Origin of the sequence: Priestia megaterium (assembly GCF_023824195.1) — a bacterium.
Lineage (GTDB): Bacteria > Bacillota > Bacilli > Bacillales > Bacillaceae_H > Priestia > Priestia megaterium_D.
On the sequence record NZ_CP085442.1, the window covers coordinates 3,707,265 to 3,733,999 of the forward strand.

The window sequence follows — 26,735 nt, forward strand, 5'->3', positions numbered from 1 at the left end:
ATTTTGTTTAATCTAATGAATGAAAGACGTAGAAAAGCTATTAAACGAAAATGAAGCAGCTTTCCCCCCAGCTCCGCCTGAACGTTCAGAAGCAGGTTTGGATGATATTCCATGCGGGGCACGTTTTCAAAATCCAGAAGTCGCAGCGGCTATCTCCATGGAGATAGCCGCTGGTATAGTTTTATAGCTAATTAATTGGCTCGTCTATTCGGAAAGATATTGCAGCGATGTTTGGTCAAATTCACATGCAAAAAGCACAGATTACAAACAATGAGCTTTCTATAAATACAAAAAATGTTTCTTAGCAAATAGGGACATTACGATAACTAACTTTATCTATGATATACATATTATTTAATTGATTTAATCCCATATTCTAGGTCGATCAACCTCCATGATTCTCAAATACTGTAAGAGTTGTCCAGCGTGTACCGATTCATGATAGCCTATCCGCATCAACATATCCCCTAAAGAACGAATATAACCAACATCTGAACGGTCTATTTGAATGTTAGTTAAATCTTCTTCAGAAAAAGTAGTAATCATGTCTAAAAATTGTTGGTGGTATGATGCTGCAAACTCCAATTCATCCTTTATAGATTGTAATGGTCTTTTTTCAAAAGGAGAATCAAATTCCTTTAAGCTGCCCAAATTTTTGATAGCTAGATGATAATAGTATTCTGACTCCAAGACATGACGAACCATTTCTACGCATGTCATAGCTTCTTTATCTGGCTTCCAATCGAGTTTATCATCAGGAATTGCTTGCCAAACCTTTATACTTCTTCTTCTAATCTCTTTTATATTTAATACTATTGTGTCTGTTCCATTCATTTCCATTCCTCCTCTTATCATTATTTTACATGATTTCTCCAAAACAAAGAGGTGAATTTTCAACTAAACTTATTTCAAATATTCATGGTTCTTATGCTGAGTATAATAACTTTCATACTTTAGGAATCGTATATTCAATTCTTTTATGTAAAAAACTCCATAAACGCTTAGTAACAAGCTGTAAACCATTGGTTAACACAGAAGGTATTAGTACTAATCACTATACATGTCCCCATTTAACAAATAAAAAAAGCTAGCATAAAGCTAACTTTTTTAAGTTAGAGATAAAGGCAGGCTAATAATTAGCAACCGCCAAATCCTCCCCAACAAGCACAGCCAATAATGATTAATAAGATAAACAGCACGATAATTAAAGCAAAACCACTGCCACCGCCGTAACCGCAGCCGCCGCCATAACCATAGCCACAACCTCCGCCATAACCGCCAAAGAACATAAACTTCACCTCCTTCTCGTTCATACATTTAGCATATGATGAAAAACGAAATTTGCTCCACGAAGTGGATAGACTACGTTTTATATCACTATAAATAAAAAAATAATAACCTTTTAGTTTCTTTTACATACAATGAAGCATCCTCAGATCCCATATATGAGTTTTACTCCCTCTGCAATAGATTGTTTGAATTCCGCCCAATCAGTTCTATTGCGTATAAAAGCACTCCCTGCACAACCTAGAATAAAAAAGTCTTTCTCAAATTAGAGAAAGACTTTTTTATTGTTATTAATAGCCAAATCCGCGGCCGTAACAGCTGCATCCAATAATGACAAGAAGAATAAACAGGACAACTAATAAAGCAAAACCAGAACCAGCTCCACCATAACTAGACATATAAACACCTCTTTTCGTGGTATTTAACTAAAGGAAAAAACTTTAAATATACATGGGTTAAGGTATTATATGTAGACATAGCTCATATCGATTGGATTTTGGTCTAAAATAGGCTACTTTGTTTAACGATAGCTAGATAACATCATAAATTTCACATAGTAAAAACCCTTCATTGTTAAAATGAAGGGGCTTTTTTGGCTATCAGCACCAAGGACGTGGTCTAGGAGGACAGCTTGGAGCACAAAAATGTTGATGCGTTTCCTGACATACAACGGATTCTATGTGCGGGAATGAGTGCATATATTTATAATTTTTTTGATAAACATTTGTGGTATGACTAGGATGAACCACTGGCACAAACACATGTTGACCAGTAAAAGATGTATTTTGTTTAACTGGGTCATACTGAGCAGGCATGGTTTGAGGAGGCAATTGACCACAAGGTTTAGATTGAGGATAACCGCAGTTACCTTGCTGAGGATACATAGCCCCTTGATAACCACCGTAATTAGAGTGCTGATAAGGATAGTTGTTTCTCATATTAAAAATCTTCTCCTTGCTGTTAGTAGACTCCTATTACTGTATCTGAAACAACCATAGAATGTTTGGGGAAATACCTAAAAAAGACCCTAATTATTTAAGGTCTTCTTTACTAAGAGAAAAAGAAATGTGTATCCTTAATAACATAGCTATGATATTAAGAAATAGAAGGTTTTTTTATGTCCATTATTCCTCAAGATTCACATCCATCGCTGCGTTATCAATATTATTTAAAATGGTTTTGTTTTTATCGTCTAATTCATTGCGTAAAAGTGAATTACGGGTCGCTTCGTATAAATCGTAGCTTCTTTCATCAACTGGAGAATTATGATCTTCACATATCATTTTTTCTGATTCTTTGGATTGATCTGCCATATCAGTCACCTCCTTTGTATATTATGTGAGTTGATTAAGAAAAACATAAGAACTTTATCTGCTTATTGTTGAGTAAGGTTTAGATTTATATCAACGGTTAGCTGCTTCTGTGCATTGTGTTTACATATGACCTAATATTAGGTGGACACAACCGTTTCTTGAGCATGCTTTTGAATGATTTCTGGAACTTCCAGCAATGAATTAACGGTTATCAATTTACCTTTTGGCGCAATATCAATTTTAACTTGGTTGTAGCTCCACTCCAGTTCAGAAGGTACGTGAATCGCATGTATTCCAACTTCTACTGCCGGTCTTATATCGGTTTTTAATGAATTGCCAATCATCCAAGTCTTTTTTGGATCGTACTTAATTTGGTTTAGTATTTCTTTTAATGCAGGTGTATCTTTTTGTTCAGAAATGAACACCCTTTTTTCAAAGTATTTAGCTAGCTCTAGCTGAACAATTTTTCTACCTTGATTTTCCTCGTCTCCACCTGTGTGTAAATAGAGATTATGTCCTTGTTCTTTAAGCTTATCTAATACTTCATACATATTTGGCAGAGGCTCTATCGGTACTTCAAATACACTTTGACCAATTTTCTTGACTCTTTCGACTCTATCTTCATGGATATCTTGATGATTTTGTTCACTAAAAAATAAATAAGTAGCTGCTAATGATTCTGGAAAACGAGAAGAGTGAAGGCCATACTTTTCGATACTTTTTAAATCTATCTCTAACTGCTTTTGTTTTATTTCTTCCTTAGTCAGATTCTCAAACCATTCCTGCAATTGAGCCACAAAAGCATTTATGGTGTCTCTAAAATATTTATTACAGTGAACAAGCGTATCGTCTAAATTAAAAATTAAGGTTTGCTTCTGCATTTCGTTAAATCCTTTCTACAATGGATGTACAGACAGTATATAAAAAAATACTAACCACTTTTATTACCTATCCACACCTAAAACCAAGATGAAATCTCCAATACGTTAGGAATAAGCAGTTGATTTACTATACTGAAATGAGAATATTTAGTGGAAAGATCCTTCTAGCGTATAAAATAGAAGGATCTTTTTATAAGATAAAAAGCTGCAGGATATCCCTGCTAATAAATATAACGTTCAAAATGTTTTCTATTCATGTTTGTTTTGAACGTAGAGGTACTCAGTCCTGAACGATTTATTAGCGGTTGGCTGCCTTCTTCTTTAGGTATATTCATTTCAAGACCTTGTATAGTGAAAGGATCATACATATACGTTGTTCGTTCAGTTTCTGTATGCGACATTAACTTCACCTCTATTAATAGCCCTCATTTTTTTAAATCATGTTAACTCGTTTACAGCAGGTTCTTTAATGAAAATATCTACGTTTCATAGGTCTTTTCGCTAAAAAAGATCCGCCGTTTTCTACTTTTTTTATTAAGTTGTAATTTCTTGTGTCTCTTCACCTTCAAGGTCAGTAAAGAAATTTTCTAAGGTTTCCCTTGGGTCAAGAGCACGCCCATCCTCTTCGACGACACGGTTAAGCGTAGGATCATTATTGCTATCCTTATTTTTATAGTTGTTATAATCGACTCTTTCTGCAATTCCTGAATTATCAACGCCTTTAAAGTCTTTCTTTGGCATAAAAACACCTCCTAGCCCTATTGTTTGAAAATTTGAAGAGAAAATAAGTGGAAGGTTAAGTTATATTTTTATTTCCCGAGAATTAAATAGATACTTGTTGCTAAGAGACATGTACAACATGCTTAATTGTTTTACGAAATGGGGAAACTAAAACGTCAAAATTTAATTTACTGAGGAGGAATATAAGTGGAAAGAAATCCAAGCACAAGACAGTTTCAGGATGATTTAAAGCAGTATCAAATGCCAGAGTCAGTAAAGCAACAAAAATCAGGAACTTATCGAGTCGGATTTGAATCAAACACTGGAATTGAAAAAGTACAAAATCAGCAAGAAGGAAGAGAAAATAAATAAGTTTGATCACTCTATACTTTTACATGACGAGGAGGGCATCCCATGGATCAACAAAAAATGTTAGCAAATGAATTAAGTAACATGCTTACAGAAAATAAGCTGCCGATTACAATTGAAGAAGATATCCATGAAATTTGCAGAGGTTTACAATCAGGTGAAATTAGCGTGAATGATTTGAAAGAAAAAGACCCTTTTGTTGTAAATGCAGTTCAAGAAGCAATGGGTAGAATAACTAAACACAATTCTTAAAATAGCTATAAAAAGCAATCATTTTTATTAAGCCAAAGACTAACTCTTTAAAGAGTTAGTCTTTTATCATTCAAATGGTATACACATGAACATGAAAAAAGAATGACAAACGAAATGTCATTCTCTCTCTTACACATGGCAAGCGTTTAGTTTTTAGTCACAAGGAAATGAAACATCTAATCCCACTTTTTACAGTGTCGGTTGTTTCTAAAAATTAGTATGTCATTCTAATAAGGAAATATACATCCATTATTTACCACGAATGCATTTCTTCCACAATAGGAAACTTAAGAAAAACAAGGAGGTGACACAACATGGCAAACAACAAAAGCAGCAACAACAATGAATTATTAGTATACGGTGCTGAACAAGCAATCGATCAAATGAAATATGAAATCGCTAGCGAATTTGGTGTAAACCTTGGTGCTGATACAACTGCACGTGCAAACGGATCAGTAGGTGGCGAAATCACAAAACGTCTTGTACAAATGGCTGAGCAACAACTTGGCGGCGGACGTTTCTAAGACAACTTTATAATTGATGGCTGAAGGAAGAATGGGTCTCCATTCTTCCTTTTTGTTCGAATAAAAAAGGAAGGAGAGATTATATGCAGCAAAATCAATCAGCTAAAGAAAATGCGGGTTTTACTGAGAAACCAGCAGCTTCTGCAACAAATGCACAAAAAGTAAAACAAGAAATCCAAAGAGACGTAAGTGAAGGACAAGGTGCAATGACTTCTCGAGAAGCAGGTGCAATGCGCGATTAAAAATCAATTTGAGCGGTTTTTAATCACGGACTCTTTGTACAAAAACCTAAAAAAGTACCTCGATTAACCGAGGTACTTTTAGCAGTCTACTCTATTTCGATGCGGAAGATGCTGTGATTTCGGCTGTGTTTCATCGGGTCCATACTGTTGAAAAACAAAGGAAAACAGTCTAATCCCTAATATATATAAGTCGAGCCTGCCTTGTCCACCTGAAAAATGATTAGTTTGTATTTTGTCCCCCGCCATTCAGCCCTTCTTTTATGTACGCGTTAACCTTACTATTTGAAAGCAATCCAATATGTCCAATGCCATAAAGCTGAATATTTCTTGCTCCTTGCAGCCTAGAGAGACTATTAACAACAATTTGATCATTTATGCTGTAGATCGACGTATAAAGAATTTTTTGATTGAGATCTGTACCTGGGAGTGCTGTCGAAGAAACTAAACCATTCGCTCCTCCTAACGTCACGACATTTTCAATCTTATCCCCTCCCCCTAGATATTTAATATAGTACAGCGTGTTTGCTCCCCCCATACTATGAGCAACAATATCTACCTTCTTAGCTCCCGTCTCCCGTCTCTTTCAACACTTGATCAACGTATCGAGCAAGCTGAGGTCCATTATTCAAATTGTTGCCTGTCTTATCTATAAAATCAATAGCATAAAGATCATTGCGATCCCACCCTTGAGCAATTAAATAGTTTTTGATAGCAATAAAGTTATAGGACGCACCGCTGATTCCATGAACAAGAACAACCGGATTGTGATGTGCTTCAGCCTTAACATTCGAAGGCTGAATTCCTAATGCAGATACAACCAGGGATAAAGCAAAAATTAATGCGACAAACTTTTTCTTCATTTCTTTTCTCCTCCTCAAAATATGTAAATAACAACATCTATAGATTATATATAAAAATCCTAATATGGTAAACTTATACTTATGAGGTATTTAAAGTTATATCCATTTGTTATCTATGAGTATTTTTATAATTTATATGACAAAAATCCTCACCTAAGCTTTTCTGTAAAAAATAAGGAGGCGAAGAAAGTTGCATTGGATTTATCTATGTTTAGCTATTCTTTTTGAAGTTGCTGGAACTACGACCATGAAGTTATCAGACGGCTTTACTAAAGTTATGCCAAGTGTATTGCTTATACTTTTTTATATTTGTAGTTTATGCTTTTTGACATTAACGTTAAAAAGTTTAGAGGTTTCAATTGCTTACGCTATTTGGTCAGGTATGGGGATTATAATTATTACGCTAATTGGATTTATGTACTTTAATGAAAGTGTAAGTCTGCTAAAGATCGTTGCTATAGCTCTAATTATTATCGGCGTAGTGACATTAAATATAACCGGGGAAAAAGAAGCTGATACTAGTAAATCCACTTTGGAAGAACACATTAGATAAAAAGATGAAATATTTAAAACCTTTTTTTCTTGTCACCGATATAGGATTTATTATCTATTGGATTGTTACTTATTTTCAGCTTATACCTCAAAGTGCAGCTTTTAAAGATTATAATAATCCCATAATCATAGCTTGGAACTGGTCGTTCTTCCCTCTAGATATTCTTATTTCATTCACTGGCTTATTTAGTCTATATTTATACAAGCTAAATAAGGAATCATGGAAGGGATACGCTTTAATTTCTCTGGTTTTAACATTTTGCTCAGGGCTACAAGCTATTGCGTATTGGGCATTTATTAAAGATTTCGATTTCACATGGTGGGCTTTTAATTTGTACTTGATGATTTATCCTCTATTCTTTATAAAACTATTTATAAAAGATAACAGTAATCAAAAAAAGCACCTTTCCAGGTAATAAAGATATTAATGTATATATAAAAAGAACAGATCCCCTTAAGGCGATCTGTTCTTCAAGTTAATTTAGTTGCATAAATTGTTGTAATTTCTTTCTTGTACGTTGCTTGGCTACTATCTTTATATAGTTCCTATTAGCCTTTAAAAATCAGTGGGGAAACGGCTTTTCCTAAGTTCCATTTATTTAAGGTAATCAATTCAATTTCTTGATCTGCAAAGAAACAAATACCTTTTGCATTGTCTCCAGGATAGATTCTGCCTGTCATCACTTTCTCGCCTTCATTAATAAAAACTTCAATGGACGATTTATCAACAAACAGATGAAGATGCAAGTGATTATCATTCAATTGAACAGATACTTTTCTTACTCCCCCATCACCTTCACCTGATTTATCACGATTAAAGATAAACAAACTTTCTAGCCTATCATAAGTTAAGAGAGTTTCCTGGTGAGTTTCATTATCTGTTCTCAATTTTATTCCGAATTGTGAAGCAGCTTTTACGTTAATTTTCACTTCAAGTTCGTAACAATCACCTGAAATACCTGCAAGTTCTTGTTCTCCGTTAACCGTGATATTTTTATACTGTACGTGATGTTGACGAAGCTGCTTAAGCTCTGAAATTGGTTTACTAATTATATCCCCGTGTTTAGTAGAAAGCTCACGCGGAATAGTCATTGCTCCTGCCCAATTGTGTTTTTGTTCAGGCATGCTGCTTTCCCACATAGCCATCCACGCTATCATAATTCGTCTACCATGTTCATCTTCTGTTGTTTGAGGAGCATAAAAGTCAAACCCGTAGTCCAAAAGCTGAAAGTCTTCGTGTTGAAGCAGCCCTGTTTTATAGTCTAATTTCCTTTTTACATATCCAGCCTGATGTAAGTTATGATAGAGATTCCCTTCTGGTTTTACCCCTTGAGGCGACATGACAAGCACGTCCCGTCCATCGAGACTAAAAAGATCCGGACACTCCCACATAAAACCAAGATCTCCTTGACTTTTGGCCATTATATTTATAAACTCCCATTTCATCAGATCCTTTGAACGATACAAAAGAACTTGGCCCTCATGATCCTTTGTGCGTGATCCAAGAACGCAATAATAATATTCACCCTTTTTCCATACTTTTGGATCCCTAAAATGATAAGGGTGAATATCCCCTTCAGGCACTGAATCAATAACTGGATTTTGAGGCACTTTATTAAAATGAACGCCGTCTTCGCTTACAGCAAGACACTGAACCTGTCTCAAATCTGTATCATAGTTATCCCCTGTCCACACATTCCCTGTGTACATTGCATAAAGCTTTCCGTCTTTTTCAATTGCACTTCCTGAAAAACATCCATCCTGATCGTATTCTTCACTCGGAGCAAGAGCGATAGGAAGGTGTTCCCAGTAAGTAAGATCCTTACTTTTTATATGCCCCCAATACATTGGCCCCCACTTGGGAGAGTAAGGATGATGTTGATAAAACAAATGATACTCACCTTTATAAAAGCTGAATCCGTTTGGGTCATTCATCCAGTATGCTGGTGTAGACACATGATATTGTAGTCGCCAATGATTCTGATTAACAGACTCCTGCTCGTTTAGCACAGATTCCATTGCCTTTAAGATTTTTTCTTGATGTTGATTTCTTAATGTTTTCAAAAGATTTCACCCTGCCTTTCTATACGTGAATAAGTTAATTGTGATAAAAAGAGATTAAAATGATAAATCGATTTCACAAACAATGGACTCGTAAGGTCGTAATTTTATCTGATTTAGGTGTAATTCTAAATGATCATAGTTCGATAAAATAACCTTTTTAATATTAAAATCTAAGTTTAGAGTTAACTCTTTATTATCAAAGTTAGCAATCACCGCTATTTTTTTATCGTTAAACTCTCTCGTGTAGGCCATGATTTGTAGGCTATCTTTAAACATGTCTTCGTATTTACCAAAAGCAATAACATCTGAATATGGACTGCTTTTTCTTAAACTAATTAAATTTTTATAGAAATAAAATAAAGAATTACGATCTTTTAAAGCATTCTCGACGTTAATAGAAGAGTAATTAGGATTTATCTCTAACCACGGTGTGCCTTGGCTAAACCCTGCATATTCAGAATGATTCCACTGCATAGGTGTTCGAGAATTATCACGACTGCGTCTCCAAATCGCTGCTAATGCTTCCTCTTTTGAGAATCCTTCTTTCAGCGCAGAGTAATATTGATCGATTGAAGCTAAGTCATTGTAATGCTCAATTGATGGATACTCTACATTTGTCATTCCAATTTCTTGCCCTTGATAGATAAATGGCGTCCCTTTTAATAAGAAATAGACGGTAGCTAACATTTTAGCTGGAATAGGCCCTATATCTTCTGGTTTAATAAATTTGTTTAAAGAACGAGGCTGGTCATGGTTTTCTAAATAAAGCGCTCCCCACCCTGTGTTGTTATAGAACGTTTGACTGTCAGAAATGGCTTTTTTGAAATCAAGTAGATTCCAATTATACGGTTCATACCATTTTCCTCCTTTTCCTACATCTAGATCGACATGATCGAACTCAAAAAGCATACTAAAATGCCCGTCTTCTCCCGCATAAATAGGCAGTTCTTTGTGTGATACCCCAGGTGCTTCTGCCACGGTTAAGATATCATGTGAAGTAAAAGCTTCTTTACTTAGTTCACTTAAAAATTCATGAATGCCTTGTTGATTTGTTTCAATTACATTCATTCCATCATGCGAATCAGCAAATATATCCTCAAAGTCTTGTCGTTTTTTTATAAATGTAATGGCATCTACTCTAAAGCCGCTAATTCCTTTATCTAACCACCATGTGACCATTTTATGGACGGCATTTCGAAGATCAGGGTTTTCCCAATTAAGATCAGGCTGTTTTTTAGAAAATGCATGAAGATAATACTGTCCGGTTTGCTCATCATACTCCCAGCACGAACCGCCAAAAATAAATTTCCAATTGTTAGGCGGAGTCCCGTCTTCTCTTCCGTTTCTCCAAATATACCAATCTCTTTTAGGATGATTTACATCACTTTTTGATTCTATGAACCATTCATGTTCATCCGTGGTTGCTGATAAAGTTGTTTTGAAACAAGAAGGTCCTTAGATTTTTTATAAATCTCCATCGCATCAAGGTTGCATTGATAATAAAAATCTACAATGTCTGGGCGTAAGGAAGTCGTAAAAGATAGGCTCATTTCATTATGTCCGTGTGTGCTCATCATATAAAGGGATTTCAGACACAAAACGTCCGTAAATAGAGGAGGAGCTTCTAAGTTCACGTCTTCTTCTGTAAATCCTTTAGGAATAGGAAACTTCTCTTTCTTAAATAATGCTTTTAAAGCATCTATGTGTTTAAGTGAATAGTGAAGAGCTGTTTGAAAAAGGCTATGTATCTCAGGATCTTGGATCGTGTGAAGCATATATTTATTTACACATACAGATAATGTTTCACGGATATAGTGTGTCCATAAATTTGCCATTTCAGGAGATGTTAATCGATTCTTTTTTTGCAATTTTCTGTTCCTCCGTATCAAAGCTCATTTTTCTTAGCTTCCCTTCCTTTTAAGCTTTCATACAAGAAGTCAGCTTTTCACCTAATATTTCCGCTAAAAAAGAAAAAGCTACTCAAATGAGCAGCTTTTAAAAAAACACATACTTAGGGAAAGATGAGGAATTGGGGTTCCTATATCCTTAGTGTGCTCACAAACTTGAATTTTATTCTTCTTTCTATTCATGCTTACGATGTTCTCCGTATAATGATTTATCATAAACGGAGTCACCCCTTGCAAAAGGAGAATCTTCTCTATTTCCTAAGAACTGATTTGTTTTTGTCTCTCTATTAGCTCTTACTAGCAATAATACTTTTCCTTTTTGCAGATCATCTGCATAAGGTCCCGCTTCTGTAAGAGGGACACCTAAGTTAATTAAACGCTTTTCTACTCTTGCTTTATCCCTATGAGTCTCTTTAGGGTGATCTGGTGAAAACATATGTTTAATTTTATCCATAATCGACTCATCGTGATGATTTTGTGCTGTGGTTTCAACTTTCTTTACGTCAATGCCCTCTCTGCTTTCTACGCCCGAATAGTCCTCTTTATCGATATCTTTGCTGGTTACAAGAGAAAGATCCTTCTCTTGAAAACCTTGTGTTTTTAAGTTTTGAATAGCCGTTACAATAGCTTCTTCATTATCATACGTGCCTATCACATTTTTTGTCATGAGTAGTTCCTCCTTCTAGTAAAAAATGGTTTATATCAATTAATTCGTTTATGGTACTTGTAATACCCTGGCATCTTTTTCTAAAACATTCAAAAAGTTAGACGATCATTGTTTAGATAGTCCTTATGGAAACGGCAACACCAAAAGTTCGCAAAGTATTAAAAAGCAAGTAGACGAAGCTATTGAGCTTCATAAAAAGATCGCTCATTATATGATTGATAATGAAATGTATCCTGCCTATGATATTGAAGAGTAAGTATGGATCGCTTGTGACGCCGCTATCGATTTCCGTGCAAGACTTCGCTTTCCGCGGGCGGCCGCTAGAAGCAACAAAACACATGAAACCTACGTTTACCATCACAATAAAAAAATCCGAACGATTCATCGTTCGGATCTTTCTTCAACTAAAATACGTTTGTCCCAGCCTCTTTTTAACAGAAGATTTAATTGAATAAATCAAGATTAATTATTGTTTTGTTTATATTCTGCATCAAAAGAGTTTTCACCGGCATGAACAGACAGCAAGGTGTCAGCATAGCCAACCAGCCTGTTGACCAGCTCATCTGCAATTGCATAAACAAGAGGATGGATTTCTGCTCTAAATAGTGCTGGATCATCTAAGATGACTGTGGTGTTAATAAACATATCTCTATTTCCATAAAGGTTATAATGAATCATTGCTTTTCCTGCAGCTCCACCTGTTCTTGGATCTTTATAACCTGGAAGAAACACGTACCATTCTTCTGCTGTAGCAGACCGGAAATTTTTCGTAAAGGTCATTCCGTTGATCACTTTTTCAATCTGCGTTTTTTGCTCCAAATGAGCTGCATCTACAATTTTCTTCTTCATAACGCACTCCTCATAACATTAGCGAAATTCTTCGTCAGCAGGCGTAGCTTCTACAGCGATTTGATAAGCATCTAAAATGGAGTCACGTTCCTCAGGATCGGTCAATCCAACAAGATATTGTTCACCCTTTTCATCTTCAACGCGCATCAACAGCGCTTCCCCGTTTGATTGCAGCAAAGCATAAGTCTGATTTCTCATATCAAATAAAGCCTCAACTGCATATTGTTTTTCAATACCTTTTTCATCTTCAATGGTTATAAGATCTCTTTCCCTACTGCTCACTTTTCGTTCACCTCCACTAAAAATCTTCCCGGTTACTTTACCCGTTCTTCTCTGCTTCTATAATCGTACAAAATGAAATTCAATAGCGAAGGCGAATAGGGAGTTTGGTTATGGATATATCTAAAAAAATAGTTATTTATTCGTCTATTGGAGAATGAAACTTTAAGAAATGATTAAAAAAATGTTTTTACGATATCGTGTTGTGAATGACATTCATGGCAATAACAATTAATTTCTAAAGCATCTTCTGTGAGGGTATGTATAGTTTCTTTTTTGCACTTTTTACAGTATTCTTTTTTCTGACGTGTCTTTGACAATATAACCTCTTCCTCTCTTACATTTTTATTTTATGCTTAGTAGAAGAATAACCATTGATACGGTGCCTAAAGAGGATTGCAATAGCAATTGCAATCCTCTTCTCACATGGAAACTTTTAGATAACAAGGAAATGAAGGAGGTATTTCGATTATTTACGGAGAGAAATATATCCATCACTTTCTTTATTATCACAGTTCAAACACCTTTTATTCAGTCAATACTTTCCGTGTATCTATTTTCGCTTAACACAGATGATAAAAGCATACACATAAGGGAGGTGAAAGAATATGTCAAACAACAGTGGTAATAACAATGATTTATTAGTACGTGGTGCTGAACAAGCAATCGATCAAATGAAATATGAAATCGCTAGCGAGTTTGGTGTAAACCTAGGTGCTGAAGCGACTGCACGCGCAAATGGATCAGTAGGTGGCGAAATCACAAAACGTCTTGTAGCAACAGCTCAGCAACAATTAGCTGGTGGCGTTTCAGGACAATCAGGTACTTCTCGTTAATTTTGAGACTTACAATTAAACTTAATACCCTTTATGGCTTTAGCTGCCTGCTCTATAAGCAGGTAGCTTTTTCTGCATGTGAACCTCTCCTTCAATTACCAGATATTTTTATACTAAATTTGCTGGTGAAGTTAAAGGCTATCTTCTTCTTTACTTTCGTAGCAGTGCACCATTCTACATACACTAAACGAAATAAAAAAAGAATGACAAACGAGTTGCCATTCTTTTTCCTACACATGGCAAGGATATAGTTTTCTTCACAAGGAAATGAAACATGTAATTCCACTTTTTACAGTGTCGGTTGTTTCTAAAAATTAGTATGTCACCCTGATAAGGAAATAAACATCCATCATTTACCATGTATATTCTTCTTGACCCCTAGGAAACTTAAGAAAAACAAGGAGGTGATACAACATGGCAAACAACAAAAGCAGCAACAACAATGAATTATTAGTATACGGTGCTGAACAAGCAATCGATCAAATGAAATATGAAATCGCTAGCGAATTTGGTGTAAACCTTGGTGCTGATACAACTGCACGTGCAAACGGATCAGTAGGTGGCGAAATCACAAAGCGTCTTGTACAATTAGCTGAGCAACAACTTGGCGGCGGACGTTTCTAAGACAACTTTATAATTGATGGCTGAAGGAAGAGTGGGTATCCACTCTTCCTTTTATTATGGACATTTTCTATTTATCATCACAAGCAGAAATCCACATAAAGCATGACAAAACAAAAAACTGCCAAAGAAGGCAGCTCTCTGTATAACAAGGGTATTGTGACTAATGCCCTTATAGGCATCTTGAATAGTATACGTAAAATAGTAGATTGTATTCACTGATAAAATTCCTTTTTTATATCTAGAAGAATAATAAAACATGATATGGAGACGTTAAGTGTGTGCATAGTAAGAAAGGTGGCACATTATTATGAATATGTTAAGGAGGATAACAATGGGTATTTTAAGTGGAAATCCTACAGATGAACCGATGCATTACGGTGAAGTGTTTGGAACATGGTCGTTTCTTTCTGCTTCAAAAGGATTAGTAGCTGGTTATCAAACGTTTCTAAATCATGTAGGAGACAAGGATCTACATAAGTTGGTACAAGAAACGATTGAACAATGTCAGCAGGAAATGAAAGGTGTAGAAAAGCTATTAAAAGAAAATGGAGTAGCTTTACCTCCAACTCCGCCTGAACGTCCAGAAGCTTGTTTAGATGATATTCCAGTAGGTGCACGTGTTCAAGATCCCGAAGTTGCTGCGGCTATTTCACTGGATATAGCTGCTGGTCTAGTTGCTTGTAGTCAACTGATTGGCCAATCTATTCGTGAAGATATTGCAGCAATGTTTGGTCAAATTCACATGCAAAAAGTAGCTCTTGGTGGAAAGTTTTTGCGACTTAACAAAGAAAAAGGCTGGTTAGTTCCACCACCTCTTCACAAGTCAAAAAACACGGATTGTTGATAATGAAATTACTATAAAACGTGAAGATTTCACTTTAAGTGAACCATACCACATGCTACGAAACATTGCTTGGAAATCCTCATTTAAGGTGTATTTTTCTTTTTAGTACATGAGTTATTGATAACTTGAGCAAACTACTCAAGATGCAATAGAGAATTATCAACACAACATCTATATTTCAACGACTAGGAAAACTACTGCACAGGAGCAGTAGTTTTTTCCGTTTTTATGTTGTATAGAATATAAAAACATAGTGAACATAATGCTAGATCATGAACAAACGAGTCAAGACGCTGTGAAGCATCTAACTACTTCTTTATTAACATAATACCAATTTTCAAAAATAACATGTAAAGAAGCTCTCTATGGAAAAATAAAGAGCTTTTTCTTGTCAACGAATTCTCCATTTTGATAAAGATTAAGTGTATATCAATGGATTGCATAAAATAAGTAAACAAGACCATATTAAATATGAATGATAGGTATAAAAAGTATAGTCCCTTCCAAACTATAGGAGATCGTATATGAATAATTATAAAAATGACAATACTGCAAGACGCTATATTGCTCATGTTAGTACCTTTGGAACGACTCAAATTCATTTAAGAAACCCCTATATTGTTGCTTGGTGGTCAGCAGCTTTTCCAGGGTTTGGGCACTTACTACTGTCTAAATACCTTCGCGGCTTTGTATTATTTATATGGGAGGTCGTTATAAACCTTAAATCTCATGTGAATTTAGCCATGATTTATTCTTTTCATGGAAACATTGATATGGCCAAAGACGTGCTTGATACAAGATGGCTTCTTATTTATATTCCCGTTTATATTTTTGCTATATGGGATAGTTACCGAACAACCGTTGATTTAAATAAAATATACGTGTTAGCTGAAAGAGAAAATCATCAGTTCAACTCCTTTAGTATAGGATCCATGGAAATAAACTATTTAGATAAACGGAATCCCATCTTATCCGTTATCTGGTCCTTGTTGATGCCAGGTCTAGGACAACTCTATATTCATCGGATCATTGGTGCTTTCTTTGTTATCATTTGGGCAGTCGTTTTCTTTTATTATTCTCATCTACTTGAGGGTATTTCTCTTCTATTTTTAGGAGAAATAAAACAGGCTACTTCCGTTTTAAATAAAGAATGGTTGTTATTTTTCCCTTCTCTATATGGTTTTGCTACCTTTGATTCCTATATGAATACCGTTGAGAATAATAAACTTGTTGAAAGAGTGCAGAAAAACTTCTTCGAGAAAATGTATCAACACCCAAGCTTTGGTATTGTGAAAGGAAAAAAGGTGGAGTGAAAATATGCAAATCTTTTCTACATTTGAATACTCCAGTTACATAGAATTAGCTATTTCCGAGCTAGAAAAAAAGGAATAAAGAAAGAGGACATATTTATCGTTCCTCTTAATAATCGAACGGAAGACCGCCGGATTTTTGATAGCCTTCATCGAGCAGATGGTGTTTCTCTTATTGATTTAGGAATGGCTCTAGCCACAGCCTTTTCAGTCATTGGTGCAAGTATTGGTTTTAAACTAAGCTGGGGACCTATTTATTGGGGGATTATTAGTGCTTTTAGCGGATTTATCTTAGGATTAGGAATTAAACTATTTATGTTTAAAGTAATCAGGAAAAATCAACGGCTTCTACGTGGCAAACATTCCGAAGTCATACTCATTGTTGATTGTCATGCTGCGGACGCCGAAGCGGTTGAACAAACTTTGTGGAAAAATCTTGCCTTAGGTGTTTCAAAAGTTGGATCTGATGGCTTATAAAAATAAGTCATCACCGTACAATATAATGGCCAGATACAGGATGAATGAATTACTATTCAGGATTAGAGATAACTTCCTTAACACATTGAGGGAGTTTTTCTGTTTTTAAGCTGTATACTCTTTAGTTAGCATAATGTCATTTATTAGAACCAAAAAAGCTGCATGAAGAATCTTATTCAGGCAGTCTTCTGTTTAAAATTTTATTGATTGCGACTCTCTAACTTCTGCATATTTTCCCATATCATTTGAATTTATTAAATGTCATTACAATTTCCTTTTATTTCTTAATAAAATAACAATCGATATCAAAGCAACAGTATTAATTAATTCTAAAAGAGGACTTATTCTGTCTAAAAATAAACTAATCATGTTCTATAACATTTGATTCTCACAACCTTCTAATTAAAATCAAAAGATTAAAAACAAATTATAAAACTACTTTTAGGCAACCTATTGAAATATTTCAAGAAAAAACACTGTTAATCGGGAAGTTCTAAAAAATCATCTAAGTGTGTTTCAAGCTCAACTTTTATATTGCTAAGTGAATCATCAACTAATTCTCCTATTACTTTGCTTCCAAAGATTTTTTTCGAGAGTGGTATACCTAAAAACGTACGGCTACATTTCCAAACTACTACGTTATAAAAATCAAGCATATCTCCTTCTATATCATCATTGATAAATATAATGACTACAGATTCATACCCTTCATCAAAATGATCACCGTTCGTAACCTCAAACTTCACAAAAAGGTCTAAGTTTTGTTTCTGAAATAAAGGCGTATATATTTGCTCGAGTTTCATCGTGACATCTCTTAATTCTTGTTCGATTTTATTGATTCTGTTTCTTAGCTGTAACGTAAATTCTCTCTCACCGTATTTCATTTATAATCACCATTTTCCAAAATTAAGGTTGAGTAACAATTCTACGCATAAAAACAAAATTTCTGTATTGTATACTTCATACATCCTTAGTTAGCATACTCACCGCTATTGGTACTAATAAAAAAAGAGATTGAGACATAGCTAAATCAATCGAATCTACAGACGAACAAATGGGATAAATGAAACCTACGTTCACCCAATCAATAAAAAATCAGAACAATTAATCGATACTATTGATTAATTGTTCTGATTTTCCTTCAACTAAAATACTTTTGTCCCAGCCTCTTTTCAGAAGTCACATATATTAAATGTTATTCTACCATCCTTTTTGATTGCTTAATGTGGTAATATGAGCAATATGATGCTTTCCATGCCAAGCGTAAGTGGCTATTAATTGCTCAATCGTCACTTCCCCGTTTTCAGGATGGTGGATCGTTCTCTTTAAATTTATTTCATCAAGTGAGTTTAACACTTTATGAAGCCGCTTATGTAAAGCTGAAAAAAGTTGGAGAGAAATTTCTATCGGTAACTCATTATCAGGAAGATTCGACCAAGCCACTTCATCATATGCCTTAATAGTAGGCTCTTGCTCTGTTAACCCTAATTTAAAACGGGTATAAGCATTCATATGGGAGTCAGCTAAATGATGGACAACTTGACTTAATGTCCAACCGCCTTCTCGATAAGGCGTAGCTAACTGCTCACTCGTTAGTCCTTTTACAGCATCAGCTAATTGCTTTGGTGCATCTTCAATGTCATGAATCCAATTTTGAATATCCTCTTTTTGAATATCTTCTTTCACCGTAAATTTCCCAATCGGATATTGATTAAACATACACCCTCATCCCTTTCTATTGCTATCAATATCTATTATAGCAACTTTAGGTGCATATGAGTTTAAATATTCAGAATCCAAACTTCCCGATAAAGTATTCCAAATTATGAATACAGTGTACACTTTCAGTTAGCATATTGCCGTTTATCCGCAATAAAAAATAATGTAGTCTCCCTTTACTATGGTTCATGATAAGTATTCCTCTAAATTAAGGCCACTTTCAACTAAAATAATAACCGTATAGATAAACATTCCGTAAGATTAAGGTGAGGTGATTAAAATGAGCAATAATTATAAAAGCTATTTCTACAGTAAGTTCTTTTTAGTATATTTTATTACACTTTCATTATTTATTATCGTTGATATCGTAGACTCAGGAAGAATTACACTTTTTTCTTTTGGAGACAGCTGGAATTTCATTTTATATCAAATTGGTTTTTGTTTAATTTCTATTGGCTTTTTTAGTGCATTCATTGCAAACTTATTATGGAAAATGAAAAAAAGATAAGTAATTAATTAAAGATTGAAAATAGAAAATACATACTATATATGTTTTTAGTTAACATAAAATCTCCTATTATATATTAAACTTTATTATTTAAATACTGAGTAAGTAAATGAACTACACTGTCTTGTTTTTTCTCTATTGCAACCTCTAAAGGTGTTTTACCATCATCTTTTTGTATCTCGATATCTGCACCTTTTTCTATGAGAAGTTTAATCATATTTTCATCTCCTAGCAACGAGGCCTCATGAAGACTCGTCCATCCACCGCTTTGTTTTGCATTTACATCTGCACCTTTTGTAAGTAACAAGTCTACAGCTTGAATTTGTTTATTTGCTACTGCTGCATGAAGAGGCATGTTTTCATTCGAATTTTTAGCCTTAATATGAATATCTGCCCCTAACGATAACAATAACTTGGCGCTATCCACTTGCCCAAAATAACAAGCTAAGTGTAAAGGCGTCCATCCATCTAAATTAAGAGCGTTAAGTAAAGACGGCTTTTTATTTAATAGAGCTCTTATCTCTTCACTCTTTCCATTAACTGCAGCATTTGTTATTTGATCAATATATTCCATTTCACATCCTCCTAATATATAGAAATAACTTGATTATATTTCCATTTTATCATAGATTAGCGGATGAACACGATATACAAACTTAGTTGTATAAGTAAGAAGGACGATAAGGAATACGATGATAAAATTAAGTATTATAGTTCCTTTAGTTAAGAGTGGAGAGTTGATATGAAAACAAATAGTAGCGAAGAGTTAGACGTCCCATGGTATGGCGTAAAGGTTCTTTATAAGTACTTAGTAGTGGGTAAACCTAATATAGAAAAGATTGACGAAAATTATGAAGAACATCAGATATTTGAAGAAAGTATTTTATTAATTAAAGCCCAATCATTTGATCAAGCCTATGAAGTTGCAGAAAAGAAAGCAAAAGAATGTGAAGACAGCTATACCAACGTTTATGATCAGACTGTGAATTTCCAATTGATTAAGAGTTTAGATGCCTTCCTCTTATGTGAAGAAGATGAGTTACCAAGTGGTACGGAAGTATATTCACGTTTTTTACATATACCTAAAGAAGAAAGTTTAGCTAATGTCTTATCTAGGCACTATCCAGAAGTTATGGAAAATGAAACAGAGCGGATACGAAAAAACTTCATTTTAAGGAATAGAGATTTTAATTGAAGATTCACACTAGATATAACGATATTATGGTATACATACTCTGTAGAAACAACAAATAAGGAGCCTTAAATAAGGCTCCTTATTTGTTCTCTATTTACCTTTTTCTTTTTAAAAATAATGCCCAAGTACATTATTAATTACACTGCATCTGTCATTACATATAAATTGGATGGAGTAATTTTGTTTTCTAAAATTAAGTATGGATGACATTTCATTAAAGCAAGTTTAAGAACTTCTGGTACTCTCTCTTCATCATACGCGCATACTAGATATAATCCGCCTTTATTTACTAATTTATCTGCCTCATTTTCAAACTCTTCTAAAATAGGTATGATTCCTTCTTGCTGCCCCCATTCTACATGAGCCCATATTTGAAAAGACCTATTGTTTTTATAGAAAGGATCTAAGTATTTAGAAAGATGTTCAAAAATTATAGCAGGCTGAAAACTTCCACTTGAACAGTAATAATCAAAATTATTAATGGTATGTATATATGTTAATTGGTCTTTAGTTAGAATTCCCTCTAATCTTTTGAAAATCAGCGGAATTAGTCTTTCACTTTCTATAACTAAGGTATGTCTCTCCTGTTCAATCCCCGAAACAATATAAGACACAAGATTGTCTAAGTACCTTCTCATATCGTCAATATTATAGTAAATATGAACGCTTTCATTATTCTCTATCAATTGAGCAAACTGATTTTTCAAGTGTGTACGCTCCCTTATATAAAATCAACCTAAATTTTAAGACTCTTAAAATCGTAAATTGTCTATTCGTTAGAACAATTCTACGCTTTGCATTCTTGTCTGTCAAAACTAGATGTTTTCCCCTTTGTTTTAGGGTGTACGGCTGTTTTTTAGAATAGTATGCCTATGTTGTAAATGAGATAACGTTTACGCTAGTTATTTTGGCGCTTTGACTAAAGAATACTTTACCCTTCTCAAATACGATTAAAACTTAATAAGAAATAATGAAAGAATTAAGTTCATTTATCCTTTTATTCGATAAATTCTCATGTAGCATTGATAGGAGCATTAGTCATCTATTTTTTAGTTTGTATAACCTATGGAAAACTAGTTACTACAAAATACAAAGAAAAAACACCACTTGCTTTAGTAAGTGGCGCCTTTTCTTTTAAAATATTTGAGTAAAAGCTACAATTAAAATCGTAATCCCACTTATTAACGTTCCAAATTGCCCTAATGTAAATTTCCCAATTTGAACATTTGCTGCTTTTTTCCCCACCATTACTCCTAGCCATACTGTTATAAAACTGCCAAATGCTGATGTAAGCGAAATAGCTAAAGGTGATAAACCAAGTAAACCCGCTCCTAGACCGTTTGTAAGTGCATTTGCTGAAAGTGCAACACCTAGGACACTGCTTTCGATCCACCCAACATATCGTACGTTTTCTTGACCACTACTATCTAATTCATCACTTCCGTTATTTCTTTGGGATACAACTAATAAAATAATGCGAATCCCAATTAGCGTTAATAATACGACGGCTACAACAACATGGAACACTCCTGGCAAGATTGTTGAAATCCACCTGCCAAACATAATCCCCACCATGCTAAAGAGGAAACAAATAGCTGCTATCAGTAAATTAGAAAGCCATTTTATCCTTATCTTTCGAACTCCATATGATATTCCTACACCAAAGTTATCTATACTTGATGATAGTGCAAAACCTAATATGAATAACCATTCCATTTTGTATTCTCCTTTTGTTGATAATGTTGAGGAAATTTGCTTACTTGTTGCATATATTGTTGATAAACCTTCAATAAAATGATTACTGCGCGTTGAAAAATATAAAGAGGTGAATCGCGATGTCTAACACCCAAAACGATCAAAGCCTTGGTTTGTTATTAAGGTCTTTATTAAAGGAAAATACTCTATCTATGCGGAAACTTAGCTCACTTACGGGGATTGATACGGCAACTATTTCACGGATTATAAATGGAAAACAGCAAGCAAACCTACATCATTTGAAACAATTTGCGCACTATTTAAATACTCCTCTTGAAGCATTAATTGACCCTGCTGGATCTGCTTCAAACAATCAAGAAAATGAATTAGAAACAGGCATTCATTACTCCATTGATAAAATTCAAGAAATACTTAAATCTTTTAATGTAGTAGATACAAACTTTACGATTGAACGTGTCGAACAAGAACTAACAAAATATAAGCAATATGCACAGACAGACGAAGGACACAGGATGATTTGTAATAATTTTCAAACCAAAATAGAGCAAGTCGGCAGCGTCGGAACCTTTATTGATCAATTAAAGCAAATGTATCTTGAATATTGTGATGAAAAAACCTCAGCTGCCAAGCGCTCGATATTGGGAAGTGCGCTATTGTATTTTATTTTGCCTACCGATATTATCCCAGACTATGTCTTTCCAATCGGCTATTTAGACGATGCAATAGCTGTACAACTGGTAATGAATCAACTTACGGAATAAAAACGGCTTTCTATTAAGTGAAATGAATGCGGCATACCGTTCTCTATTTATTGTGAAAATGGAACTTTTTCTTGATCATGACGATGGGCAGGTAAATATTCTATTGCTTTCTTTAATTTAAATAATTCCTTTGGCGCAATCTTTTCAATTATGTTTTCTTTTTTGCATGGCTCATGGTTACATTTATGTGCACACACACATACCTAAAGGGATTTTTTCTCCTAAAGATGGATCTATATAGACTTCATTTTCAAACAGCTTACTCTTAATAACATTTTCATTTTGCAATCTGCAGCAAGTAACGCAATAGTACATTCGTTTTCCACTCTCTTTCTTATATTTGATTTTGAAACATCTTATGAGAACTCATCAACAGAAGTGCTTGTTCCTACATTAAAAGTTGAAAAAAACTCAACAGGCGTTGAAGAATACTCAACACACATCAGTTACAAACATGTAGTTTAATAATGACATCATGAAGAGTGTCATACTTTGAGGAGAGATAAGGATGAAAACAAGAGGTGTTGTGAACGCTGTAATTGGAATTTGGTTTGTTATTGCCCCTTGGATGCTTGGTTTTTCATACAATGCAGGAGCTACTTCATCGAGTAATGTATTTGGAACCCTTCAAGTTATCATGTCTTTTTGGGGAACTAACAAACTAGGGTGGAAGCCACGACAAAACTGGGTTTCGCTCATTACCGGATTATGGTTTGTTCTTTTTCCCTTTATTTATTAACAGATGGGGTACTTTGGTCTAGCATTATACTTGGGTTAATGACCGTACTGCTTAGCTTATGGAGCTTGAGCTCTACATCAAAACTAAAAGCTGTAAATTAAAAAGTGAATAATATTCCATTATTTACTTAAACTATTGAAGATGCCGCAACGTATCGACCTATGTGAGAAACAATTCTTGTAGCAGAAAAGCTCCCTACGGAAATAGGGAGCTTTTTCTGCGTTAAAAAAAGTGATGATTAATTTTATCTTCAACTTTTTTTAACATATCTTTATACGCGTCATCCTCAAGATATCCAATACTTCTAAATAGTAAATGATCTACCGTCTCAATTCCCGTAAAATCAAATATTCTATAAAGTCAGTTCCTCATATATTATTCAGCTAGCTGTTTTAAATAGTTACGAAGACGAATTTTCGGATTTAATTCTGTATTTGTAATATGCTTTACATAGCGAATTGAACTTTGAATGATATCATAGTCACTGATTTTATTTGCACGATACTCGACAAAAGGAGGAAGATAGCTCATCCCAACTAAACTAGCAGATGCCTGGAACGGCTTTGTTAATTCGCTTACTGAAAATAAATTATATCCCCCCGCTTGATAAGAATGTTCAGGCGAACCGATAGAAATAGCCAATACCCACTCCTTTCCTGTCAGCTTCGTTCCGCCAGGACCATGAGCCCAGCCAAAGGTAAACACTTCATCAAACCACTGTTTTAAAAGTGGCGGACTGCTATACCAGTACATTGGAAACTGAAAAACAATACGATCATGGGCAAGGAGCAGCTGTTGTTCAAATTCCACATTAATGGGCCGATCACAATATGTTTCATAAAGGTCATGAACCGTTAGATCCGTTTCACTCAAAACTGATTCCTTCCACTTTTTATTTACTCGGGAAGATTCAATATTTGGATGTGCAATGAGCACTAATGTTTTCATATCTAGACCTCCTTGTTATTTTTGGTATGATTATATTGTATATTTTGTAATAAATTAGAGGAAGTACGCACATTAATTAAACATAGTATAAAACTGTATACTACAGGGAGTGAAAATGGATGAGAAACCAAAAAGTAGGATTTAATTATCCCCCCACTAAAATCGGGTGCCCGGTCGAAACCACATTAGACGTAATAGGAGGAAAATGGAAAGGGATTATACTTTATCATCTTATTGATGGAAAGAAACGTTTTAATGAGTTCCGAAAACTGTATCCTGCCATTACACAGCGGATGCTGACCTTACAATTAAGAGAATTAGAAAAAGACGGGATTGTCCATCGTGAAATCTATAAAGAAATCCCTCCAAAAGTAGAGTACTCCCTAACCGAATTTGGAAGATCTCTCGAACCAATCATTTTACTTATGAAAGATTGGGGAGAAACGCATAAGAACAGAATCATTAGTGCGAGAACAATAGAAAAAGAAGAAATTTAAATATGAAATCTATTAATTAATAGATTAGTGTATTTTAGGTATGGCCTATACCCGAGTAGTTACCGTAATAGAATTTCTAGGAACATAGTCATTTATACTTGGATACGTATAAATGAACACTTACAAAAAAGCAGCCTCGCTTGCCAATGCCGAGGCTGCTTCTTCTTATTTTTCAAGGACTTTTGTCTTAAAAATGGACGTATGCCCTGCGAACAAATACTTAGAAATTACATATTATAATATATCTTCTAAGTGAAGGAGGTATGCTATTATAGAAAACTTAGTTAGCTATATTAAAGATTTAGGCTTTCCAATTGCCCTATCTTTTTACTTACTTGTTCGCATTGAAAGCAAATTAGATCGAATTACAGAGCTGCTTCAAGTTCTTATTGAAAAAAAGGACAAGCAATAAGCAGACTGCTATTTTTATACCCAAAGCGAACTCGTGCCTTCGTTTTCAAGATGCAGCACGTTCACTTCTGTTCCTTTATCATATTCATGCTCTCCACCTGGGAGAACAATCAGCGCGTTTGCTGCAGCTAATGACGAAATAGCGCCTGACTTGTCCATGCCAACAGGCGTCACGACAAGCTTTCCACCTTCATCTGAAATCTCTCCTCGCACCATTCTCGTAAAAGCATTCGGTTCTTTGAAGCGGCCGTTTAACACCGCTATTGTTTTATGTAAATGGGGCCGTGGTGAATGTAAAAAGCTGCGAACAATCGGACGAACAAAAAGCTCAAACCCAACATAGCAAGCAGATGGGTTTCCAGATAATCCAAACAGCAGCTGCCCGTTTCGTTCTGCGACTGTTGTGACGCTTCCTGGCCGCATCGCAATTTTGTTAAATAGCACATTCGCACCAAGCTTTTCATAAATAGCCGGCAGGTAATCATAGTCGCCAACGGATACGCCGCCGGTCGTTAGTAGAATGTCCACTTTTTCAAGCGCTTTTTCTACCGCTTCATAGCAGCGGTCAAAATCATCTTCAAGCTTCCCTAAATATTTCGGAATCCCGCCGCTTCTTACGATTTGTGCAAGTGCCATATAGGAGTTACTATTGCGGATTTTTCCTGGCTCTAACGGCTCGTTCACATCAAGCAGTTCACTTCCTGTTGTTAACACGCCAACCACCGGCTGCTTCAACACAGCTACATCCGCATAGCCAAACGTAGCTAAAAAAGCTGTGACGCCTGGATTGATGCGCGTTCCTTTTGAAACAAGCACGTCTCCTTTTTTCGTTTCTTCTCCTTTTAACGCAATGTGCTCCCACTTTGAAGCCGGCCTGCTTAACGCCATACACGTTTTCCCTTCTTTTTCATACGAAGTTGTGACTTCAAGCATTACAACCGCATCACACGAATGAGGCACTTGCGCTCCTGTCATAATACGCACCGCTTGAAAAGGCTTTACTTCTCCTTCAAAAACAGAGCCTGCACCGATTTCACCTACTACTTCGAACTCAACAGGATGTTCACTCGATACTTCTACGCAGTCTTGCGCTCGAACCGCAAAGCCGTCGTAAAGCGATTTATTAAAATGAGGCACGTTTTGATCAGCGATAATATCTTCTCCTAAATAGCGTCCGTAGCTTTCGGTGATCGATACGCGTTCGATACTGCCTTTTCTTTTATATGTCATAACTTTTTCAATTGCTTCAGGAATTGAAATAGGTGTTCTGCTTTCTAACATACATTCTTCACTTCCTTTTTGTCTGTTCACTTTTTGCGCTATGGTGTAAAATCATAGCATATCTCACTATTTCTATCATACAACAAAATTTACTGAAAAAGGA

General features: G+C 35.1%; 39 protein-coding genes and 2 pseudogenes. 18 read left to right on the plus strand and 23 right to left on the minus strand.

From position 1 onward, the window contains the following. Nucleotides 1-19 precede the first annotated feature (19 nt). The gene (locus LIS78_RS19170; RefSeq protein WP_229754549.1) at nt 20-187 is read left to right on the plus strand and encodes a hypothetical protein; all 168 of its coding nucleotides are present in this window, start codon (nt 20-22) and stop codon (nt 185-187) included. Nucleotides 188-363: 176 nt separating this feature from the next. Here LIS78_RS19170 and LIS78_RS19175 read toward each other — a convergent pair whose 3' ends face one another. From LIS78_RS19175 to LIS78_RS19210, 8 genes are all read right to left on the minus strand, one after another. After that, a complete protein-coding gene (locus LIS78_RS19175; protein WP_057273788.1) occupies nt 364-834 on the minus strand; it encodes a DinB family protein in 471 nt (156 codons plus the stop codon). 302 nt (nt 835-1,136) lie between these two features. Beyond that, entirely contained in the window at nt 1,137-1,289 is a 153-nt protein-coding gene (locus LIS78_RS19180; protein ID WP_013058439.1) for a YjcZ family sporulation protein, read from the minus strand. 288 nt (nt 1,290-1,577) lie between these two features. After that, entirely contained in the window at nt 1,578-1,685 is a 108-nt protein-coding gene (locus LIS78_RS19185) for a YjcZ family sporulation protein (RefSeq protein ID WP_016766356.1), read from the minus strand. Between the two features lie 201 nt (nt 1,686-1,886). Further along, complete coding sequence (locus tag LIS78_RS19190) at nt 1,887-2,225, minus strand: CotD family spore coat protein (RefSeq protein WP_252284210.1); 339 nt, start codon at nt 2,223-2,225, stop codon at nt 1,887-1,889. 186 nt (nt 2,226-2,411) lie between these two features. Further along, nucleotides 2,412-2,600 (minus strand): hypothetical protein, encoded by a 189-nt coding sequence (locus LIS78_RS19195; protein ID WP_013058440.1) that lies wholly within the window; start codon nt 2,598-2,600, stop codon nt 2,412-2,414. A gap of 137 nt (nt 2,601-2,737) precedes the next feature. Next, nucleotides 2,738-3,481 (minus strand): HAD family hydrolase, encoded by a 744-nt coding sequence (locus tag LIS78_RS19200; RefSeq protein ID WP_252284211.1) that lies wholly within the window; start codon nt 3,479-3,481, stop codon nt 2,738-2,740. 221 nt (nt 3,482-3,702) lie between these two features. Then, nucleotides 3,703-3,882, minus strand: a complete 180-nt coding sequence (locus LIS78_RS19205) for a hypothetical protein (protein ID WP_195782258.1) — start codon at nt 3,880-3,882, stop codon at nt 3,703-3,705. Between the two features lie 133 nt (nt 3,883-4,015). Further along, a complete protein-coding gene (locus tag LIS78_RS19210) occupies nt 4,016-4,222 on the minus strand; it encodes a hypothetical protein (protein WP_195782257.1) in 207 nt (68 codons plus the stop codon). 186 nt (nt 4,223-4,408) lie between these two features. Here LIS78_RS19210 and LIS78_RS19215 point away from each other — a divergent pair, with 186 nt between their 5' ends. The 4 genes from LIS78_RS19215 to LIS78_RS19230 all read left to right on the plus strand — a co-directional run bounded on the left by LIS78_RS19215 (nt 4,409) and on the right by LIS78_RS19230 (nt 5,588). After that, complete coding sequence (locus LIS78_RS19215) at nt 4,409-4,573, plus strand: hypothetical protein (RefSeq protein ID WP_165351636.1); 165 nt, start codon at nt 4,409-4,411, stop codon at nt 4,571-4,573. A 42-nt stretch (nt 4,574-4,615) separates the two neighbouring features. Next, entirely contained in the window at nt 4,616-4,822 is a 207-nt protein-coding gene (locus LIS78_RS19220) for a hypothetical protein (protein WP_129703558.1), read from the plus strand. 314 nt (nt 4,823-5,136) lie between these two features. Then, on the plus strand, nt 5,137-5,346 hold the full coding sequence (locus LIS78_RS19225; RefSeq protein ID WP_013084404.1) for an alpha/beta-type small acid-soluble spore protein: 210 nt from the start codon (nt 5,137-5,139) through the stop codon (nt 5,344-5,346). Between the two features lie 83 nt (nt 5,347-5,429). After that, nucleotides 5,430-5,588 carry a hypothetical protein gene (locus LIS78_RS19230; RefSeq protein WP_252284212.1) on the plus strand — a complete coding sequence of 53 codons (159 nt, stop codon included), beginning with the start codon at nt 5,430-5,432 and terminating at the stop codon, nt 5,586-5,588. 220 nt (nt 5,589-5,808) lie between these two features. Here the strand turns inward: LIS78_RS19230 and LIS78_RS19235 are convergent. Beyond that, nucleotides 5,809-6,448, minus strand: a pseudogene (locus LIS78_RS19235) (esterase/lipase family protein). A gap of 190 nt (nt 6,449-6,638) precedes the next feature. Between LIS78_RS19235 and LIS78_RS19240 the strand changes: the two are divergent. Further along, nucleotides 6,639-7,001, plus strand: coding sequence for a DMT family transporter (locus tag LIS78_RS19240; RefSeq protein WP_195782254.1), 363 nt, complete (start codon nt 6,639-6,641; stop codon nt 6,999-7,001). 4 nt (nt 7,002-7,005) lie between these two features. Further along, nucleotides 7,006-7,416 carry a YvaD family protein gene (locus LIS78_RS19245; RefSeq protein WP_195782253.1) on the plus strand — a complete coding sequence of 137 codons (411 nt, stop codon included), beginning with the start codon at nt 7,006-7,008 and terminating at the stop codon, nt 7,414-7,416. Nucleotides 7,417-7,549: 133 nt separating this feature from the next. Here LIS78_RS19245 and LIS78_RS19250 read toward each other — a convergent pair whose 3' ends face one another. The 6 genes from LIS78_RS19250 to LIS78_RS19275 all read right to left on the minus strand — a co-directional run bounded on the left by LIS78_RS19250 (nt 7,550) and on the right by LIS78_RS19275 (nt 12,769). Next, complete coding sequence (locus LIS78_RS19250; RefSeq protein WP_252284213.1) at nt 7,550-9,064, minus strand: glycoside hydrolase family 32 protein; 1,515 nt, start codon at nt 9,062-9,064, stop codon at nt 7,550-7,552. A 54-nt stretch (nt 9,065-9,118) separates the two neighbouring features. Further along, a complete protein-coding gene (locus tag LIS78_RS19255; RefSeq protein WP_252285357.1) occupies nt 9,119-10,462 on the minus strand; it encodes an alpha-amylase family glycosyl hydrolase in 1,344 nt (447 codons plus the stop codon). Further along, entirely contained in the window at nt 10,459-10,932 is a 474-nt protein-coding gene (locus LIS78_RS19260; RefSeq protein WP_252284214.1) for a DUF3231 family protein, read from the minus strand. The genes LIS78_RS19255 and LIS78_RS19260 overlap by 4 nt, the downstream gene beginning before the upstream one ends. 214 nt (nt 10,933-11,146) lie before the next feature. Beyond that, nucleotides 11,147-11,638, minus strand: coding sequence for a general stress protein (locus tag LIS78_RS19265; RefSeq protein ID WP_252284215.1), 492 nt, complete (start codon nt 11,636-11,638; stop codon nt 11,147-11,149). 462 nt (nt 11,639-12,100) lie between these two features. Continuing rightward, the gene (locus LIS78_RS19270; protein ID WP_195782251.1) at nt 12,101-12,487 is read right to left on the minus strand and encodes a hypothetical protein; all 387 of its coding nucleotides are present in this window, start codon (nt 12,485-12,487) and stop codon (nt 12,101-12,103) included. 18 nt (nt 12,488-12,505) lie between these two features. Further along, nucleotides 12,506-12,769: a DUF1292 domain-containing protein gene (locus LIS78_RS19275; protein WP_013058451.1), complete on the minus strand. Its 264-nt coding sequence runs from the start codon at nt 12,767-12,769 to the stop codon at nt 12,506-12,508. Between the two features lie 605 nt (nt 12,770-13,374). On the opposite strand from LIS78_RS19275, the gene LIS78_RS19280 reads away from it, so the two are divergent. The 5 genes and pseudogenes from LIS78_RS19280 to LIS78_RS19300 all read left to right on the plus strand — a co-directional run bounded on the left by LIS78_RS19280 (nt 13,375) and on the right by LIS78_RS19300 (nt 16,857). Beyond that, a complete protein-coding gene (locus tag LIS78_RS19280; RefSeq protein ID WP_195782249.1) occupies nt 13,375-13,602 on the plus strand; it encodes an alpha/beta-type small acid-soluble spore protein in 228 nt (75 codons plus the stop codon). Between the two features lie 414 nt (nt 13,603-14,016). Next, nucleotides 14,017-14,226 (plus strand): alpha/beta-type small acid-soluble spore protein, encoded by a 210-nt coding sequence (locus LIS78_RS19285; protein ID WP_013058452.1) that lies wholly within the window; start codon nt 14,017-14,019, stop codon nt 14,224-14,226. A 331-nt stretch (nt 14,227-14,557) separates the two neighbouring features. Beyond that, nucleotides 14,558-15,070 carry a DUF3231 family protein gene (locus tag LIS78_RS19290; protein WP_013058453.1) on the plus strand — a complete coding sequence of 171 codons (513 nt, stop codon included), beginning with the start codon at nt 14,558-14,560 and terminating at the stop codon, nt 15,068-15,070. 524 nt (nt 15,071-15,594) lie between these two features. Then, nucleotides 15,595-16,383 (plus strand): hypothetical protein, encoded by a 789-nt coding sequence (locus tag LIS78_RS19295; protein ID WP_195782248.1) that lies wholly within the window; start codon nt 15,595-15,597, stop codon nt 16,381-16,383. 4 nt (nt 16,384-16,387) lie between these two features. Continuing rightward, nucleotides 16,388-16,857, plus strand: a pseudogene (locus LIS78_RS19300) (hypothetical protein). Between the two features lie 479 nt (nt 16,858-17,336). On the opposite strand, the gene LIS78_RS19305 reads toward LIS78_RS19300, so the two are convergent. Next, nucleotides 17,337-17,741 (minus strand): hypothetical protein, encoded by a 405-nt coding sequence (locus LIS78_RS19305; protein ID WP_252284216.1) that lies wholly within the window; start codon nt 17,739-17,741, stop codon nt 17,337-17,339. Nucleotides 17,742-18,057: 316 nt separating this feature from the next. Further along, nucleotides 18,058-18,576 carry a YfiT family bacillithiol transferase gene (locus LIS78_RS19310; protein ID WP_252284217.1) on the minus strand — a complete coding sequence of 173 codons (519 nt, stop codon included), beginning with the start codon at nt 18,574-18,576 and terminating at the stop codon, nt 18,058-18,060. A 280-nt stretch (nt 18,577-18,856) separates the two neighbouring features. Between LIS78_RS19310 and LIS78_RS19315 the strand changes: the two genes are divergently transcribed. Beyond that, nucleotides 18,857-19,084, plus strand: coding sequence for a hypothetical protein (locus tag LIS78_RS19315; RefSeq protein ID WP_195782245.1), 228 nt, complete (start codon nt 18,857-18,859; stop codon nt 19,082-19,084). A 76-nt stretch (nt 19,085-19,160) separates the two neighbouring features. Here LIS78_RS19315 and LIS78_RS19320 read toward each other — a convergent pair whose 3' ends face one another. Then, on the minus strand, nt 19,161-19,658 hold the full coding sequence (locus LIS78_RS19320) for an ankyrin repeat domain-containing protein (RefSeq protein ID WP_252284218.1): 498 nt from the start codon (nt 19,656-19,658) through the stop codon (nt 19,161-19,163). Between the two features lie 168 nt (nt 19,659-19,826). Between LIS78_RS19320 and LIS78_RS19325 the strand changes: the two genes are divergently transcribed. Continuing rightward, nucleotides 19,827-20,279, plus strand: a complete 453-nt coding sequence (locus LIS78_RS19325) for a DUF4288 domain-containing protein (RefSeq protein WP_252284219.1) — start codon at nt 19,827-19,829, stop codon at nt 20,277-20,279. Nucleotides 20,280-20,416: 137 nt separating this feature from the next. On the opposite strand, the gene LIS78_RS19330 is transcribed toward LIS78_RS19325, so the two are convergent. Together LIS78_RS19330 and LIS78_RS19335 are read right to left on the minus strand one after the other, a co-directional pair. Next, nucleotides 20,417-20,986 (minus strand): MEDS domain-containing protein, encoded by a 570-nt coding sequence (locus tag LIS78_RS19330; RefSeq protein WP_252284220.1) that lies wholly within the window; start codon nt 20,984-20,986, stop codon nt 20,417-20,419. A gap of 427 nt (nt 20,987-21,413) precedes the next feature. Beyond that, nucleotides 21,414-21,995 (minus strand): manganese efflux pump, encoded by a 582-nt coding sequence (locus LIS78_RS19335; protein ID WP_209150489.1) that lies wholly within the window; start codon nt 21,993-21,995, stop codon nt 21,414-21,416. A 119-nt stretch (nt 21,996-22,114) separates the two neighbouring features. Here LIS78_RS19335 and LIS78_RS19340 point away from each other — a divergent pair, with 119 nt between their 5' ends. Continuing rightward, nucleotides 22,115-22,756 carry a DUF1232 domain-containing protein gene (locus LIS78_RS19340; RefSeq protein ID WP_252284221.1) on the plus strand — a complete coding sequence of 214 codons (642 nt, stop codon included), beginning with the start codon at nt 22,115-22,117 and terminating at the stop codon, nt 22,754-22,756. Between the two features lie 183 nt (nt 22,757-22,939). Here the strand turns inward: LIS78_RS19340 and LIS78_RS31615 are convergent, their stop codons facing one another. Next, nucleotides 22,940-23,071, minus strand: a complete 132-nt coding sequence (locus LIS78_RS31615; protein WP_350495069.1) for a DUF3973 domain-containing protein — start codon at nt 23,069-23,071, stop codon at nt 22,940-22,942. 193 nt (nt 23,072-23,264) lie between these two features. Here LIS78_RS31615 and LIS78_RS19345 point away from each other — a divergent pair, with 193 nt between their 5' ends. Next, entirely contained in the window at nt 23,265-23,495 is a 231-nt protein-coding gene (locus LIS78_RS19345; protein ID WP_229754546.1) for an SPW repeat protein, read from the plus strand. Between the two features lie 375 nt (nt 23,496-23,870). On the opposite strand, the gene LIS78_RS19350 is transcribed toward LIS78_RS19345, so the two are convergent. Beyond that, complete coding sequence (locus LIS78_RS19350) at nt 23,871-24,443, minus strand: NAD(P)H-dependent oxidoreductase (protein ID WP_195782238.1); 573 nt, start codon at nt 24,441-24,443, stop codon at nt 23,871-23,873. A gap of 119 nt (nt 24,444-24,562) precedes the next feature. On the opposite strand from LIS78_RS19350, the gene LIS78_RS19355 reads away from it, so the two are divergent. Together LIS78_RS19355 and LIS78_RS19360 are read left to right on the plus strand one after the other, a co-directional pair. Continuing rightward, a complete protein-coding gene (locus LIS78_RS19355; protein WP_195782237.1) occupies nt 24,563-24,940 on the plus strand; it encodes a winged helix-turn-helix transcriptional regulator in 378 nt (125 codons plus the stop codon). A gap of 292 nt (nt 24,941-25,232) precedes the next feature. Continuing rightward, nucleotides 25,233-25,352 (plus strand): YvrJ family protein, encoded by a 120-nt coding sequence (locus LIS78_RS19360; RefSeq protein ID WP_306472928.1) that lies wholly within the window; start codon nt 25,233-25,235, stop codon nt 25,350-25,352. A 14-nt stretch (nt 25,353-25,366) separates the two neighbouring features. Here the strand turns inward: LIS78_RS19360 and LIS78_RS19365 are convergent, their stop codons facing one another. Beyond that, a complete protein-coding gene (locus LIS78_RS19365) occupies nt 25,367-26,632 on the minus strand; it encodes a molybdopterin molybdotransferase MoeA (RefSeq protein WP_195782236.1) in 1,266 nt (421 codons plus the stop codon). Between the last annotated feature and the right edge of the window lie 103 nt (nt 26,633-26,735).

Bases quoted from the DNA above. Each gene is read 5' to 3' on its own strand.
- LIS78_RS19220 (WP_129703558.1), top strand. From the start codon at position 4,616: ATGGATCAACAAAAAATGTTAGCAAATGAATTAAGTAACATGCTTACA.
- LIS78_RS19280 (WP_195782249.1), top strand. From the start codon at position 13,375: ATGTCAAACAACAGTGGTAATAACAATGATTTATTAGTACGTGGTGCT.
- LIS78_RS19230 (WP_252284212.1), top strand. From the start codon at position 5,430: ATGCAGCAAAATCAATCAGCTAAAGAAAATGCGGGTTTTACTGAGAAA.
- LIS78_RS19315 (WP_195782245.1), top strand. From the start codon at position 18,857: ATGAGCAATAATTATAAAAGCTATTTCTACAGTAAGTTCTTTTTAGTA.
- LIS78_RS19205 (WP_195782258.1), bottom strand. From the start codon at position 3,882: ATGTCGCATACAGAAACTGAACGAACAACGTATATGTATGATCCTTTC.
- LIS78_RS19245 (WP_195782253.1), top strand. From the start codon at position 7,006: ATGAAATATTTAAAACCTTTTTTTCTTGTCACCGATATAGGATTTATT.
- LIS78_RS19225 (WP_013084404.1), top strand. From the start codon at position 5,137: ATGGCAAACAACAAAAGCAGCAACAACAATGAATTATTAGTATACGGT.
- LIS78_RS19265 (WP_252284215.1), bottom strand. From the start codon at position 11,638: ATGACAAAAAATGTGATAGGCACGTATGATAATGAAGAAGCTATTGTA.
- LIS78_RS19365 (WP_195782236.1), bottom strand. From the start codon at position 26,632: ATGTTAGAAAGCAGAACACCTATTTCAATTCCTGAAGCAATTGAAAAA.
- LIS78_RS19195 (WP_013058440.1), bottom strand. From the start codon at position 2,600: ATGGCAGATCAATCCAAAGAATCAGAAAAAATGATATGTGAAGATCAT.
- LIS78_RS19320 (WP_252284218.1), bottom strand. From the start codon at position 19,658: ATGGAATATATTGATCAAATAACAAATGCTGCAGTTAATGGAAAGAGT.
- LIS78_RS19305 (WP_252284216.1), bottom strand. From the start codon at position 17,741: ATGAAATACGGTGAGAGAGAATTTACGTTACAGCTAAGAAACAGAATC.
- LIS78_RS19180 (WP_013058439.1), bottom strand. From the start codon at position 1,289: ATGTTCTTTGGCGGTTATGGCGGAGGTTGTGGCTATGGTTATGGCGGC.
- LIS78_RS31615 (WP_350495069.1), bottom strand. From the start codon at position 23,071: ATGTACTATTGCGTTACTTGCTGCAGATTGCAAAATGAAAATGTTATT.
- LIS78_RS19190 (WP_252284210.1), bottom strand. From the start codon at position 2,225: ATGAGAAACAACTATCCTTATCAGCACTCTAATTACGGTGGTTATCAA.
- LIS78_RS19325 (WP_252284219.1), top strand. From the start codon at position 19,827: ATGAAAACAAATAGTAGCGAAGAGTTAGACGTCCCATGGTATGGCGTA.
- LIS78_RS19210 (WP_195782257.1), bottom strand. From the start codon at position 4,222: ATGCCAAAGAAAGACTTTAAAGGCGTTGATAATTCAGGAATTGCAGAA.
- LIS78_RS19345 (WP_229754546.1), top strand. From the start codon at position 23,265: ATGAAAACAAGAGGTGTTGTGAACGCTGTAATTGGAATTTGGTTTGTT.
- LIS78_RS19340 (WP_252284221.1), top strand. From the start codon at position 22,115: ATGTCTAACACCCAAAACGATCAAAGCCTTGGTTTGTTATTAAGGTCT.
- LIS78_RS19355 (WP_195782237.1), top strand. From the start codon at position 24,563: ATGAGAAACCAAAAAGTAGGATTTAATTATCCCCCCACTAAAATCGGG.
- LIS78_RS19295 (WP_195782248.1), top strand. From the start codon at position 15,595: ATGAATAATTATAAAAATGACAATACTGCAAGACGCTATATTGCTCAT.
- LIS78_RS19350 (WP_195782238.1), bottom strand. From the start codon at position 24,443: ATGAAAACATTAGTGCTCATTGCACATCCAAATATTGAATCTTCCCGA.
- LIS78_RS19185 (WP_016766356.1), bottom strand. From the start codon at position 1,685: ATGTCTAGTTATGGTGGAGCTGGTTCTGGTTTTGCTTTATTAGTTGTC.
- LIS78_RS19310 (WP_252284217.1), bottom strand. From the start codon at position 18,576: ATGTTTAATCAATATCCGATTGGGAAATTTACGGTGAAAGAAGATATT.
- LIS78_RS19285 (WP_013058452.1), top strand. From the start codon at position 14,017: ATGGCAAACAACAAAAGCAGCAACAACAATGAATTATTAGTATACGGT.
- LIS78_RS19175 (WP_057273788.1), bottom strand. From the start codon at position 834: ATGAATGGAACAGACACAATAGTATTAAATATAAAAGAGATTAGAAGA.
- LIS78_RS19290 (WP_013058453.1), top strand. From the start codon at position 14,558: ATGGGTATTTTAAGTGGAAATCCTACAGATGAACCGATGCATTACGGT.
- LIS78_RS19335 (WP_209150489.1), bottom strand. From the start codon at position 21,995: ATGGAATGGTTATTCATATTAGGTTTTGCACTATCATCAAGTATAGAT.
- LIS78_RS19200 (WP_252284211.1), bottom strand. From the start codon at position 3,481: ATGCAGAAGCAAACCTTAATTTTTAATTTAGACGATACGCTTGTTCAC.
- LIS78_RS19270 (WP_195782251.1), bottom strand. From the start codon at position 12,487: ATGAAGAAGAAAATTGTAGATGCAGCTCATTTGGAGCAAAAAACGCAG.
- LIS78_RS19170 (WP_229754549.1), top strand. From the start codon at position 20: ATGAAAGACGTAGAAAAGCTATTAAACGAAAATGAAGCAGCTTTCCCC.